The organism is Planotetraspora kaengkrachanensis (assembly GCF_016862895.1).
GTDB lineage: Bacteria > Actinomycetota > Actinomycetes > Streptosporangiales > Streptosporangiaceae > Planotetraspora > Planotetraspora kaengkrachanensis.
The window spans coordinates 128,480-141,482 of sequence record NZ_BONV01000031.1 but is presented as its reverse complement, the minus strand read 5'-3'; the positions used below and the strand labels follow the sequence as shown (position 1 = coordinate 141,482).

Sequence of the window (13,003 nt, the reverse complement as noted above, 5' to 3'; positions counted from 1 at the left end):
GAGCCGGCCACCCCAACGATCTCACGAACCAAGAGAGGACACCGCTGTGGCCACCCGCGCCCCCGACCGTCCGGCGGTGGCCCCGCGCCACAGGTCCGAACGGTTCAGCCGGCAACTCGTTCACCGGCTCGACGTCAAGGCCTCGCCGTACGCGTACGTGACGCCGTTCCTGCTGCTGTTCTGCGCGTTCGGGCTGTTCCCCCTGGTCTACACGGCCTGGGTGAGCCTGCACGAGTGGACGCTGCTCTCCGACGTCCACGAGTTCGTCGGCCTGGACAACTTCGCCTTCCTCCTCGGCGACGAGTACTTCTGGAACGCGACCTTCAACACCGTGTCCATCGGGCTTATCTCGACGGTTCCGCAGTTGCTGCTGGCGATCTGGCTGGCGCACCTGCTGAACCGCCCGCTCCGCGCCCAGACGCTCTTCCGGGTCACGCTGCTGCTGCCGAACGTCACCAGCGTCGTCGCCGTCGTCGTCATCTTCAGCCAGCTCTTCGGCCGGGACTTCGGGCTGATCAACTGGGTGCTGTCGTGGTTCGGCGTCGGCGCCATCGACTGGAACGCCGGGACCGCGAGCTCCCACGTGGCCATCTCCACCATGATCATGTGGCGCTGGACCGGCTACAACGCTCTGATCTTCCTCGCGGCCATGCAGGCGGTGCCGCGCGAGCTCTACGAGGCCGCCACCATCGACGGCGCCTCCGGGTTCACCCAGCTCAGGAAGATCACCATACCGATGATCAAGCCCACGATCGTGTTCGTGGTCATCACCTCGACCATCGGGGCGATGCAGGTCGTGGCTGAGCCGCTGCTGTTCGGCACCTACAGCCCGACCGGCGGTCCCGACCGCCAGTACCAGACGCTCTCGCTGTTCATCTACGAGAACTTCGCGAAGCTCGACTTCGGCTACGCCTCGGCGATCTCCTGGATGATGTTCGTCTTCATCGTCATCGCCGCCGGCGTCAACTACCTGCTCACCCGCCGCTCCGGAGGGAACCTGACGTGATTGCGCGGCTGGGTGCGGGCAGGACCCGTACGCTCACCTATCTCACGCTGATCGCCCTGGTCTTCTTCTCGGCGCTTCCGCTCTACTACAGCCTGGTCGTCGCCTCCCGCGACAACTCGGCACTGGCCGACGTGCCGCCGCCGCTGTGGCCCGGGGGCAACTTCTTCGCCAACGTGGCACGCGTCTTCGACACCGTTCCGTTCGCGCTGGCGTTGCTGAACTCCGTCCTGGTCGCGGGTTCGATCGCGATCGCGGTCATGTTCTTCTCCACGCTCGCCGGGTTCGCCTTCGCCAAGCTGCGGTTCCGGGGCCGCAACGCGCTCCTGCTGATCACCGTGGCCACGATGATGGTCCCCACGCAGCTCGGCATCATCCCGCTCTACCTGATCATGGTGAAGCTGGAATGGACGGGATCGATGTACGCGCTCGTCGTCCCCGCCCTGGTCAACGCGTTCGGCGTGTTCTTCATGACGCAGTTCCTCTCCCGGGCGCTGCCGACCGAACTGCTCGAGGCGGGCCGGGTCGACGGCTGCACGACCTGGGGGCTGTTCTGGCACGTGGTGCTGCCGGTCGCCCGCCCCGCGGCGGCCGTCCTCGGCATGCTGACGTTCATGTCGGCGTGGAACGACTACTTCTGGCCGCTGGTCGTGCTCACCCCGGAGAACCCCACCGTCCAGGTGGCCCTGTCCACGCTGGCCGCGGGGTACGTCAGCGACTACGCGCTGAGCCTCACCGGCACGACACTCGGCACCCTGCCGCTCGTCATCGTTTTCGCCCTGCTCGGCAAGCAGATCATCGGAGGCATCATGCAAGGAGCTGTCAAGGGATGACGATCACCACCGTCGAGACCCGGGGGCAGACGCTGGTCTTCCCTGATGGTTTCCTCTGGGGCGCGGCCACCGCGTCCTACCAGATCGAAGGCGCCGCACGAGACGACGGCCGGGGGCCGTCGATCTGGGACACCTTCTCGCACACGCCCGGCAGGGTCGCCACGGGCCACACCGGCGACGTGGCCTGCGACCACTACCACCGCTACGCCGACGACGTGCGGCTGATGGCCGACATCGGTCTCGGGGTCTACCGCTTCTCCGTCTCCTGGCCGCGGGTGCAGCCAGACGGCTCCGGGCCGACCAACACGCGAGGGCTGGACTTCTACGACCGGCTCGTCGACCGGCTGCTGGACGCCGGGATCGAGCCCTACGTCACGCTCTACCACTGGGACCTGCCGCAGAGCCTGGAAGACCACGGCGGCTGGCCCAACCGGGACACGGCCTACCGCTTCGCCGACTACGCGCTGGCCGTGCACGCCCGCCTGGGCGACCGGGTGCGGACCTGGACCACGCTGAACGAGCCGTGGGTGTCGGCCTTCCTCGGGTACGGGAACGGCGTCCACGCGCCCGGCCGTACCGACGCCGCGGACGCGCTGCGGGCCGCGCACCACCTGCTGCTCGCGCACGGGCTGTCCACACAGGGCCTGCGTTCGGCGGGCGTCGAGGAGATCGCGCTCACGCTCAACCTGTCGCCGATCGTCGCGCACGGGTCGGGGGAGGCGGACGCCGAGGCCGCGAACAGGGCCGACATCCTGCTCAACCGCCAGTTCCTCGACCCGGCGCTGCGCGGCGTCCACCCCACAGAACTGCTCGAGATCGTGGAACGCCGTGCGGGCCTCGGGCACATCCACGACGACGACCTGGACGTGATCCACCAGCCGATCGAGCTGCTGGGCATCAACTACTACAACCCCACGTACGTCATCGCGAAGCCGGGTGAGCCGGCCGACCCCGCCTGGCCCGGCGGCGAGGGCATCGGGTTCGACGGGTCCGACGAGCCGACCACCGCGATGGGCTGGCCGATCAGCCCCGACGGCCTGTCGTCCCTGCTCGTACGGCTCTCGCACGACTACCCCGAGGTGGGCCTGATCGTCACAGAGAACGGCGCGGCCTTCGACGACGTCGTCGTCGGCGATCGGGTGCACGACGCCGATCGGGTGGCGTACCTGGACGGCCACCTGCGCGCCGCGCACGCCGCGATCGAGGCGGGCGCCGACCTGCGCGGCTACCTCGTGTGGTCGTTGCTGGACAACTTCGAATGGCACGACGGGTACCACCGGAGATTCGGCCTCGTGCGGGTCGACTTCGGCACCCAGCGCCGCCTGCTGAAGGACAGCGCGCTGTGGTACCGGGGGGTCATCGAACGCAACGGGCTCGCCTGAGCGGGCGCCTCCCCACGGAAGACGGAGACCATGCTGGACCAGCCCGTGCCCCGTGAGCAGGCATGACGAAGCGACCCACCCTGGAGGCCGTGGCCGCGCGAGCGGGCGTCTCCCGCGCCACGGTCTCCAGGGTCGTCAACGGCGAGACCACGGTCACGCCGGGGATCCGCGACGCGGTCCTGCGCGCCGTCAACGAGTTGGGCTACGTGCCGAACCTGGCGGCACGCAGCCTCGTCACGCAGCGGACCGACTCGGTGGCCCTCGTCGTGTCGGAGCCGCCCACCAGGGTCTTCTCCGACGACCCGATGTTCTCCACGGTCATCCGATCGGCCAGCGCCGAGCTGGAGTCGGCGGACAAGCAGGTCGTGCTGATGCTCGTGGGCGGCAGAACCAGCCACGGCAGGGTCGAGCGGTACCTGACGGGCGGGCATGTCGACGGCGTCATGCTGATCTCGATGCACGGCGCCGACCCCATCCCGGCCGCGCTCGCGCGGATGCGCGTCCCCGTCGTGTCGTACGGCAGGCCGGCCGTGAACATCGCCCTGCCGTACGTGGACAACGACAACGTCGGAGGGGCCGAGTCCGCCGTACGGCACCTGCTCGACCGCGGCCGCCGGCGCATCGCCACCATCGCCGGGCCGCCGGACATGATCGCCGGGCAGGACCGCCTGACGGGCTACCGCACGGTCCTGCGCGACTCCGACCGCCGTTCCATCGTGGCCGTCGGCGACTTCACCCGCGAATCGGGCGCCACCGCGATGCGGCAACTGCTGCGCGACGACCCGGGGCTCGACGCGGTGTTCGCCGCCAACGACCTGATGGCGATCGGCGCCCTCCGCGCGCTGCGGGAGGCGGGCCGCCGCGTCCCCGACGACGTCGCGGTCGTCGGGTTCGACGACATCGAGGCCGCGAGCTACGCCGAGCCGCCGCTCACCACCGTGCGCCATCCGTTCCCCGAGCAGGCCGCGGCAATGGTCACCTTGCTGCTCGCCCTGCTCAAGGGACAGCCCGCCGTGCCGGTCATCCTCCCGACCCGGCTGATCGTCAGAGAGTCCGCGTAACTCGCGTCCTCCTGTCTGGCATGAGGACCGGAGGCCTTCGACCGAGCGCCCGGTCAGGTTCCTCGCGAGAGGAGAGGCGTTCGTCGGGCCGGAATCCGTCGAGCAGGAGTTCGCCGGCCTCATCTCGGCTGTGCTGACCAGACTCGCCGAGCGAGGCATCACCGATACGCCGCTGCATAAGGAATGGGCGGAGATCCGGCAGGCAGACCCAGACGAGGTGGAGTTCTGCCTCGCCGCCGCACGACTGGGACTTGATCCATACGCTGAGGCGGAGCCGTACGAGCAACTGATCGTGCGCGCCGCCAACGAGTTGCAGGGAAACCTTTTCGGCGATTTCCTTGACGCGGTCGAACCGGCCACGATGGGCGATGCGCTCGAATGGATCCGTGCCGCCCGATCGACGATCGTGCAGGCGACGGGTGCGACGGCGGCGATCGAGCTACGCCAGAAGATCCGTGCCCCTCAGGTCTCGCCTGGCGATCGGTCATGGGAGAAAGGGTGGAGCCAGGCGCGGGCCGTGCGGCAGGCGTTGGGGCTTTCAGGTGAGGAAGTCTTCTCCCTTACCCCGTACATCTCCACTATTGACGGCACGCCTGCCGATCGAGGGTTGCAGGCCGTGGCAGGAACTGCGGAAGGAGCGGGGCCGCTGGCAGTCATCGAACCCGACCGCCCGATCAGCTCACGGAGGTTCACCCTCTCTCGCGCGCTCTGGCACTACCTCTGGGAGTCGGAGGCGCTCTTCCTCGTCACCAGTGCCTATACCGATCGCCAGAAGGTCGAGCGGGCGTTCGCGGCGGAGCTGCTGGCTCCAGCCGATGGCATCAGAGAACTGCTTGGCGATGCGCCGGAGTCGGCGGTCCAGGACGACCTCGAGGGGATCGCCGATCACTTCCAGGTGTCTCCCATGGTCATCAAGCATCAGTTGGAGAACCAGTTGCTGGTGGCGTAGGGAGCGACGTCACCCACGTCTTGGTGCAGTGACGGAGCGTGGTGGCGAGCTGCCGAGAGCACGGTCGTGCACGCCGTCTGAGCGGCAGAGCACGGTTCCGCCTCGCTGACGGTTACCCGTCCAGCCAGGTCAGAAGGCCTCTCGTGTCGGTCGATGATCTTTGTGGTCGGTCATGCCGGCCAGGTCACGCACGCCTGCGGGAGGTCTAAATTTTCATTTCTTATGAATAGTTATTGACGGCGCTCGATCTGGAATGCCAGGGTTTCCCCTGTCTCGGCCGGACCCACCCCCCACCGGTTCCTTACGGAGGTTCCCTGTGAGTCACCCCATGAGCCGACGCGGTTTCCTCGCCGGCGTCGGCGCGTTCGGCGTCGCATCCGCGCTCGCGGGCTGTGCCACCAGCACCCCCTCGCCGGCCGCTGGATCCGGCACGAAGAAGTCCGCCGCGCTGCAGCTGAAGTCCCGTGAGACCAGCGACGGCGGCCGCAAGGCCATGCAGGCGCTGCTGGACGAGTTCGCCAAGGCGAACCCGCAGTACAAGCCGACCCTCAACACGATGGAGCCGGCCGCCTTCCAGCAGCAGATCCGCGCCGACCTCACCCTGGCCACGCCGCCCGACATGCTCACCTGGTTCGCCGGCGAGATCGCGAGCAACTTCGCCAAGCAGGGGCTGCTGCTCGACGCGACGTCGGCGTTCCCCGCGGACGGCTACAGCAAGCAGTTCGCCGACCTGTCGACGGACGCCAGTGGCAAGAAGATCTTCGTCCCGACCAACTACTACTGGTGGGGCATGTTCTACCGCACGTCCCAATTTGAGAAGTGGGACGTCTCCGAGCCGAAGACCTGGGACGAGTTCATCGCCCTGTGCAAGACCCTGAAGGGCAAGGGAGTCAGCCCGATCGCGCTCCCGCTGGCCGACTCCGCCTGGTTGACCGCGTCGTGGTTCGACTACCTCAACCTGCGCATCAACGGCGCGACCTTCCACCGGGCGCTGCTCGCCGGCCAGGAGTCCTACACCGACCCCCGCGTCGCCAAGGTGCTCGACACCTGGCGCGAGGTCCTGCCGTACCTCGACCCGGCCGGCAAGGGCCTGGCCTTCCAGGAGGGCTCGGCGAAGTGGCAGCAGGGCAAGGACGCGATGTTCCTGGCCGGCACGTTCCTCGGCGACGCGACGCCGGCGGACGTCAAGGCCGACGTCAACTTCTTCCAGTTCCCGATCATCGACGCCAACGTGCCCGTCGCGGAGGAGGCGCCGCTGGACGGCTTCATCGCCAGCGCCCGCACCGCGAACCCGGAGGGCGCCCTCGCCTTCATGAAGTACGTCGCCACCCCGCAGGCGCAGGAGCTCTACCTCAAGACGTCCGGGAGCACGCTCATCCCGGCCAACAGCAACGCCAAGTCGCCCGTGTCGACGCCGCTGCTGGAGAAGGGCCGGGCCATGGTGGCCTCGGCTGCCGACGTCACCCAGTTCTTCAACCGCGACTCCAACGACGACCAGTTGAACGCGCTCACCACGGCGCTCGTGCGCTTCATCGACAAGCCCGACGAGGCCGGAGACATCCTCAAGAAGTGGCAGGACGACTCCGCGAAGGCGCGCGGTAACTGACGATGGCAGCCCTTCCCAAGGCCGTCTCGCGCGGTGGTCCGGGCGCCCTGTCCGTGGGCGTCCGGCGCGGGTCCCGTGAGACGCTCGTGCTCCTCGCGTTCGTGCTGATCCCGTTCGCGCTCGAGATGTTCTGGACCTTCTGGCCGGCGCTGAACAGCGTCTACATCTCGCTGACCCAATGGGACGGCATCGCCCCGCCCGTCTTCGTCGGTCTGGACAACTACGCCAGGATGTGGTCCGACGAGACGTTCCGTACGGCCCTGCGCAACACCGTCATCTGGCTGGTGCTGTTCGGCGGGCTGTCCGTGCTGGGCGGCCTGGGACTGGCGCTGCTGCTCGACAAGCCGCGCAAGGGGATCGGGATCTACCGAGCGATCTTCTTCCTGCCGGTCGTGTTCTCCATGGTCGTGACCGCGCTGGTGTGGCGGATGATCTTCCAACCGGATGGCGTGGTCAACAGCATCCTCGCCGCCGTCGGGCTAGAGGACCAGGCGCGCATCTGGCTCGGCGAGCCGGAGACGGCGCTCTACGCCCTCATCGTTCCGGCGCTCTGGCGGCAGGTCGGTTACATCATGGTGCTGTTCCTTGCGGGGCTGAAGACCGTCGATCCGCTGCTGCACGAGGCGGCCAAGATGGATGGGGCCTCGGCCTTCGAGCGGTTCCGCCATGTCACGCTGCCGCAGCTGCGGCCGATCACCACCGTGGTGCTCGCCGTGACGGTCATCGACGCGCTGCGCTCCTTCGACATCGTCTGGGCGCTCACCAAGGGCGGCCCGTACCACTCGTCCGAGCTGCTGAGCACCTACCAGTTCTCCACCGGGCTGCTCGGCTCGCAGCTCGGCTACGGCTCGGCCCTGGCCGTGGTGATCTTCCTGCTCACCGTGGGGACGATCGTCGTCTACCTCGTCCGCAGCCTTCGTGAGGAGGAGGCCGCATGACGGCCCGTAAGTCGCGAGTGCGGCCGTGGTTCTTCCACGGCGGGATGTCCGTCCTCGCCTTCCTTTGGCTGGTGCCGCTCGCACTGGTCGTGGTCACGTCGCTGCGCACCTTCGACGACCTGGCCGACGCCGGGCTCGCCAGCGTGCCGAAGGGCCTGACCATCGACCCCTATCGACAGGCGCTCGACTCCGGCGAGTGGCAGTCGATCGTGAACAGCCTGATCATCACTGTTCCCGTGGTCGTCGTGACGCTGGTGCTCGCCTCGATGGCGGCCTACGGCCTGGCCAGGCACCGCATCCCGTTCCGCAAGACCATGCTCCTGCTGATGCTCGCCGGCAACCTGCTGCCCGCCCAGTTGCTGCTGATCCCGGTGCTGAAGCTGACCGAGCAGTTCGGGATCTTCGACTCGCGGATCGGAATGATCGTCGTGCTGACGGCGGTGGGCCTCGGGTTCTACGTGTTCGTGCTGCACGGCTTCATGCGGGGCATCCCCGACGAGATCACCCATGCCGCGAAGATCGACGGCGCGACCACGTTCGGCGTCTACCTGCGCATCGTCCTGCCGCTGACCAAGCCGGCCATGGCGGCGCTCGGCTCGCTCGCCTTCACGTGGACGTTCAACGACCTCCTGTGGGCGATCACCCTGCTGCGCGACGAGCAGAAGCTCCCGGTGACCCCGGCCATCCTCGGCATGCAGGGCGAGTTCGTCTCGTCCTGGAACGTCATCGCGGCCGCGACCGTGATCGCCGCGATCCCCACCGTGATCGTGTTCCTCCGCTTCCAGCGTTACTTCATCTCAGGGCTGCTGATCGGATCGGCCAAATGACCCGGCGCGGCGTATCGGTGGACGGCGGCTGGACTGCGGGGAAAGATTCCGCATGATCACAGATTCCCCCATTCGAGGACGGCGAAATTGAGCGTCTACCCGGGCCGTGGCGTACATGGGCAGGTCGTCGAGGCGATCGGCCGTCGGATCGTCACGGGCGTCGAGGGTCCCGGCGCGACCCTCGACGTGGAGGCGCTGGAGATCACCTACGACGTGAGCAAGACGGTCGTGCGGGAGGCGCTGAAGGTGCTCGCCGCGAAGGGGCTGGTCGACGCCCGCCCCAAGCGCGGCACCTTCGTGCGCCCCCGTTCCGAGTGGAGCCTGCTCGACCCCGACCTGCTGCGCTGGCAGTTCGAGGCTCCCGCGGGCTCCGGGCTGCTCGACGACCTCTACGAGGTGCGCATCATCGTGGAGCCGGCGGGCGCCAGGCTCGCCGCGTCCCGCCGTACCGAGGAGGACGTCGAGCGGCTGACCGCCACGCTCGCGGCCATCAGCCCGGAGTCGGGGGCCAAGGAGATCGTCGAGGCCGACCTGGCCTTCCACCGCCAGCTTCTGGAGGCGTCTCACAACGAGCTGCTGATCCGGATGGAGTACATCATCGAGATCGGGCTGCGAGCCCGTGACCTGCTGGTGCACGCCGAGGGGCACCAGGACGACTTCCTGCCGCCGCACCAGGCAGTGCTCGACGCCGTGCGCGCCGCCGACGCCGACGGCGCCGAACGCGCCATGCGGGTGCTGCTGGAGCAGGCGGCCAAGGACGAGCAAGAGATCAAGAATCGGGGTTGACGGTGAAAATCGTCAGGATCGAGACGTTCCTCGTCCCTCCACGCTGGCTGTTCTGCCGCGTGGAGACGGACGAAGGCGTCGTCGGGTGGGGCGAGCCTGTCGTGGAGGGCCGGGCGGAGGCGGTGCGCGCGGCCGTGCACGTCCTGGCGGAGTATCTGGTCGGGCAGGATCCGCTGCGCATCGAGGACCACTGGCAGGTGATGGCGAACGGCGGCTTCTACCGGGGCGGGCCGGTGTTGTCCAGCGCGCTGGCCGGCCTCGACCAGGCGTTGTGGGACATCGCGGGCAAGACCTACGGGGCTCCCGTGCACGCGCTGCTCGGCGGCCCGGTCCGCGACCGGGTCCGCATGTACGCCTGGGTCGGCGGCGACGACCCCTCGGAACTGGCCGAGAGCATCACGGAGAGAATCGAGGCCGGCTTCACGGCGGTCAAGATGAACGCCGCCGGCCGGATGCCGATGCTCGCGACCGCGGCCGACGTCGCGGCGGTGGTGGACCGGGTGGCGCTGGCCAGGCAGGTGCTCGGCCCGACGCGGGACGTGGCCGTCGACTTCCACGGCCGGATCTCCGCCGCGGACGCGCGCCGGATCCTGCCGCTGATCGCCGAGTACCACCCGATGTTCGCCGAGGAGCCGATCCTGCCCGACCGGCCGCACCTGCTGCGCGACGTGGTGACCGCGAGCAGCGTCCCCGTCGCGACCGGCGAGCGGCTCTACTCGCGCTGGGACTTCCGGCCCGCTCTCGAGGCGGGCGTCGCCGTGGTCCAGCCCGACCTCTCCCATGCGGGCGGCATCTCCGAGACCCGCAGGATCGCCGCGCTGGCGGAGGTGTGGGACGCCGAACTCGCCCCGCACTGCCCGCTCGGTCCGATCGCGCTGGCGGCCAGTCTGCAGGTCGCCTTCGCGACGCCGAACTTCCTGATCCAGGAGCACTCGATCGGCATCCACTACAACGAGGGTGCCGACCTCCTCGACTATGTCGCCGACCCCGGCGTCTTCCAGTTCGTGGACGGCCACGCCGCGCGCCCGGAGGCTCCCGGGCTGGGGGTGGAGATCGACGAGGCGGCCGTGCGCCGGGCGGACGAGACCGGGCACGCGTGGCGCAACCCCGTCTGGCGGCACGACGACGGCGGGCTCGCCGAATGGTGACGGGCATGGTTATCGGTGTGAACAGGATGAACCGGTGAACGAACAGATCTTTCTGGAGACGCTGACCGAGCGGCGACTGCTGGCCATCGTCCGCGGGACGGACGCGGACGCGGCGCTGCGCACGGTGATCACGCTCGCCGAGGGGGGCGTGGAGTTCATCGAGGTCTCACTCGTGACGCCGGACGCGCTGCGCGTGATCCGGGACGCACGTGAGGCGCTCGGAGAGTCCGCGGGCCTCGGCGCGGGGACGGTGGTCTCCGCCGCCGACGCCCGCGCGGCGGCGGACGCGGGCGCGTCCTACCTCGTCACGCCGGCGGTGAGCGAGGCCGTACGGACCGGCCGGGACCTGGGGCTTCCCGTGCTCGCGGGTGCGCTGACCCCGACGGAGGCCGTGACCGCGCTCGGCGAGGGGGCGACCGCCGTCAAGCTGTTCCCCGCGTCGCTCGGCGGAGTGCGCCACCTGCGCGCGCTGCGTGACCCGTTCCCGCACATCCCGTTCGTCCCGGTCGGCGGCGTCGGCGTCGCGGAGGCGCGCGACTACCTCGCAGCGGGCGCGGTGGCGGTCGGCGTCGGCTCCCCGCTCGTCGGCGACGCCGCGGCCGGCGGCAGCCTCGACGCACTCAGGGAGCGGATCAAGAGTTTCCTGGGCGCGCTGTGATCGACGTCGCCACCTTCGGCGAGACGATGGCCGCTCTTCGGGCCAGCGACCCCATCAGGCTCGGCGGCACGATGCGGCTGTCGGTCGCGGGCGCGGAGTCCAACGTCGCGATCGGCCTCGCCCGCCTGGGCCACCGGGTCCGCTGGACCGGGCTGGTCGGAGCGGACGAGACCGGCGAACTCGTGCTCCGCACGCTCCGCGCGGAAGGGGTCGACGTCTCGCACGCGCGGTCGGACGGCAGAGGGCCCACGGGACTCATCCTGTTCGAGCGCAGGATCGGCGACCTGACCCGGGTCATCTATCACCGGGCGGGATCGGCCGCCTCCTACTTGGCCACCGGCGACGTGCTGCCCGCGCTCGACCCCGCGCCGAGGCTGCTGCACGTCACCGGCATCACGCCTGCGCTCGGCCCCGGTCCCGCGGCCGCCGTCGGCGCGGCGGTGCGCACGGCCGCGGAGGCGGGCGTCCGCGTCTGCCTCGACGTGAACCACCGTTCGCGCCTGTGGTCGCGGGACGCGGCCGCCGAAGTCCTCCGACCGCTGGCGTCCCGGCTGTCGGTGGTGATCGCGTCCGACGACGAGCTCGAACTGGTCGCCCCCGCCTCGGCCGCGACGGAGCAGGATCGGGTGTCGGCGCTTCTGGACGCGGGGGTGTCCGAGGTCGTGATCAAGCGCGGAGCCGACGGCGCGACCGGCCACACCCTCGCAGAGACCCTCCACGCGAAGGCCCGGCGGGTGCCCGTCACGGACCTCGTCGGCGCGGGGGACGCCTTCGTCGCCGGCCACCTGTCCGGCCTGCTCGACGGCCTCGACCTGGCCGGGCGCCTCGAACGCGCCGTCACCGCCGGGGCCTTCGCCGTCGCCTCTCCCGGCGACTGGGAGGGACTGCCCACCCGGGCCGAACTCGGGCTGCTCGACGCCCTGCCCGGATCCACGCTGCGCTGAACGAGGTGAGACATGGACGTCTGGTGCCCGACCTCCTGTGAACTGGGCGAGGGGGCGAGGTGGGTCGACGGACGGCTGGTCTTCGTCGACATCCTCGCCGGGAGGCTGCTGACCGCCTCGGCCGACCGGCCGGGACCGGCCGAGGAACTGCTCAGGCTCGACGTGCCGCTCGGCGCCGTCGCCCCGGTCGCGGGCCGTCCAGGCACCTGGATCGCGGCGGCCGGCCGGGGATTCGCGCTGCTCGACCGGGAGACGGGCGCGTTGGACTGGATCGATCAGCCGATGCCCGAGGGCAACCGCGTGAACGACGCCGTCTGCGACCCGGCGGGCCGGTTCTGGGCGGGCGGCATGCCGTACGACGGGACTCCCGGAGCGGGGGCGCTGTACCGCGTCGACGCCGACCTGAGCGTGACCACCGTGCGCACCGGCCTGACGATCCCCAACGGCCCGGCCTTCACGGCGGACGGCCGGACCATGTACATCGCCGACAGTGCAGAGGGCCGGATCGACCGTCACCCGGTCGACCCCGTCACCGGCGATCTCGGCGAGCCGTCCCCGTTCGTCTCGATCGCGGAGGGCGGTCCCGACGGGATGACCGTGGACGAGGAGGACCATCTGTGGGTCGCGGTGTGGGGCGGATCCGCCGTGCACCGGTACGCGCCCGACGGCCGCCTCGACCGCGTCGTGCCCGTGCCCACCCCGCAGCCGACCAGTGTCTGCCTGGTGGACGGCAGGCTGCTCGTCACCACCGCCGCGCACGGCTTCGACCCGATCCCGGAGGGGGCGGGCGCGGTCTACGCGACGGACGGCGTTCCGCAGGGCCGGCCGGCGAGCGCCTTTCTGCTCGGCTGACCCTCGCCAGAGACCG

Annotated in this window: 13 protein-coding genes; all 13 read left to right on the top strand. The window is 69.8% G+C overall.

Annotated features, from left to right (window positions below; genetic code table 11):
- The first annotated feature begins 46 nt into the window (after positions 1 to 46).
- Entirely contained in the window at positions 47 to 1,006 is a 960-nt protein-coding gene (locus Pka01_RS28305) for a carbohydrate ABC transporter permease (protein ID WP_239115435.1), read from the top strand.
- Entirely contained in the window at positions 1,003 to 1,836 is an 834-nt protein-coding gene (locus Pka01_RS28300) for a carbohydrate ABC transporter permease (protein WP_203885940.1), read from the top strand. The genes Pka01_RS28305 and Pka01_RS28300 overlap by 4 nt, the downstream gene beginning before the upstream one ends.
- Positions 1,833 to 3,218 (top strand): GH1 family beta-glucosidase, encoded by a 1,386-nt coding sequence (locus Pka01_RS28295; RefSeq protein ID WP_203885939.1) that lies wholly within the window; start codon positions 1,833 to 1,835, stop codon positions 3,216 to 3,218. Before Pka01_RS28300 ends, Pka01_RS28295 begins: the two co-directional genes overlap by 4 nt.
- A 62-nt stretch (positions 3,219 to 3,280) precedes the next feature.
- Positions 3,281 to 4,279, top strand: coding sequence for a LacI family DNA-binding transcriptional regulator (locus Pka01_RS28290; RefSeq protein WP_203885938.1), 999 nt, complete (start codon positions 3,281 to 3,283; stop codon positions 4,277 to 4,279).
- A 130-nt stretch (positions 4,280 to 4,409) separates the two neighbouring features.
- Positions 4,410 to 5,228: an ImmA/IrrE family metallo-endopeptidase gene (locus Pka01_RS28285; protein WP_203885937.1), complete on the top strand. Its 819-nt coding sequence runs from the start codon at positions 4,410 to 4,412 to the stop codon at positions 5,226 to 5,228.
- A gap of 328 nt (positions 5,229 to 5,556) precedes the next feature.
- Complete coding sequence (locus tag Pka01_RS28280; protein ID WP_203885936.1) at positions 5,557 to 6,834, top strand: ABC transporter substrate-binding protein; 1,278 nt, start codon at positions 5,557 to 5,559, stop codon at positions 6,832 to 6,834.
- 2 nt (positions 6,835 to 6,836) lie between these two features.
- Positions 6,837 to 7,772, top strand: coding sequence for a carbohydrate ABC transporter permease (locus Pka01_RS28275; protein WP_203885935.1), 936 nt, complete (start codon positions 6,837 to 6,839; stop codon positions 7,770 to 7,772).
- Entirely contained in the window at positions 7,769 to 8,599 is an 831-nt protein-coding gene (locus Pka01_RS28270; RefSeq protein WP_203885934.1) for a carbohydrate ABC transporter permease, read from the top strand. The genes Pka01_RS28275 and Pka01_RS28270 overlap by 4 nt, the downstream gene beginning before the upstream one ends.
- Before the next feature lie 87 nt (positions 8,600 to 8,686).
- Positions 8,687 to 9,385 (top strand): FadR/GntR family transcriptional regulator, encoded by a 699-nt coding sequence (locus Pka01_RS28265; RefSeq protein WP_203885933.1) that lies wholly within the window; start codon positions 8,687 to 8,689, stop codon positions 9,383 to 9,385.
- 2 nt (positions 9,386 to 9,387) lie between these two features.
- Complete coding sequence (gene dgoD / locus Pka01_RS28260; protein ID WP_203885932.1) at positions 9,388 to 10,533, top strand: galactonate dehydratase; 1,146 nt, start codon at positions 9,388 to 9,390, stop codon at positions 10,531 to 10,533.
- Positions 10,534 to 10,567: 34 nt separating this feature from the next.
- Entirely contained in the window at positions 10,568 to 11,191 is a 624-nt protein-coding gene (locus tag Pka01_RS28255) for a bifunctional 4-hydroxy-2-oxoglutarate aldolase/2-dehydro-3-deoxy-phosphogluconate aldolase (RefSeq protein WP_203885931.1), read from the top strand.
- A complete protein-coding gene (locus tag Pka01_RS28250; RefSeq protein WP_239115433.1) occupies positions 11,188 to 12,135 on the top strand; it encodes a sugar kinase in 948 nt (315 codons plus the stop codon). Before Pka01_RS28255 ends, Pka01_RS28250 begins: the two co-directional genes overlap by 4 nt.
- Before the next feature lie 12 nt (positions 12,136 to 12,147).
- On the top strand, positions 12,148 to 12,987 hold the full coding sequence (locus Pka01_RS28245; protein ID WP_203885930.1) for an SMP-30/gluconolactonase/LRE family protein: 840 nt from the start codon (positions 12,148 to 12,150) through the stop codon (positions 12,985 to 12,987).
- Positions 12,988 to 13,003: the final 16 nt, after the last annotated feature.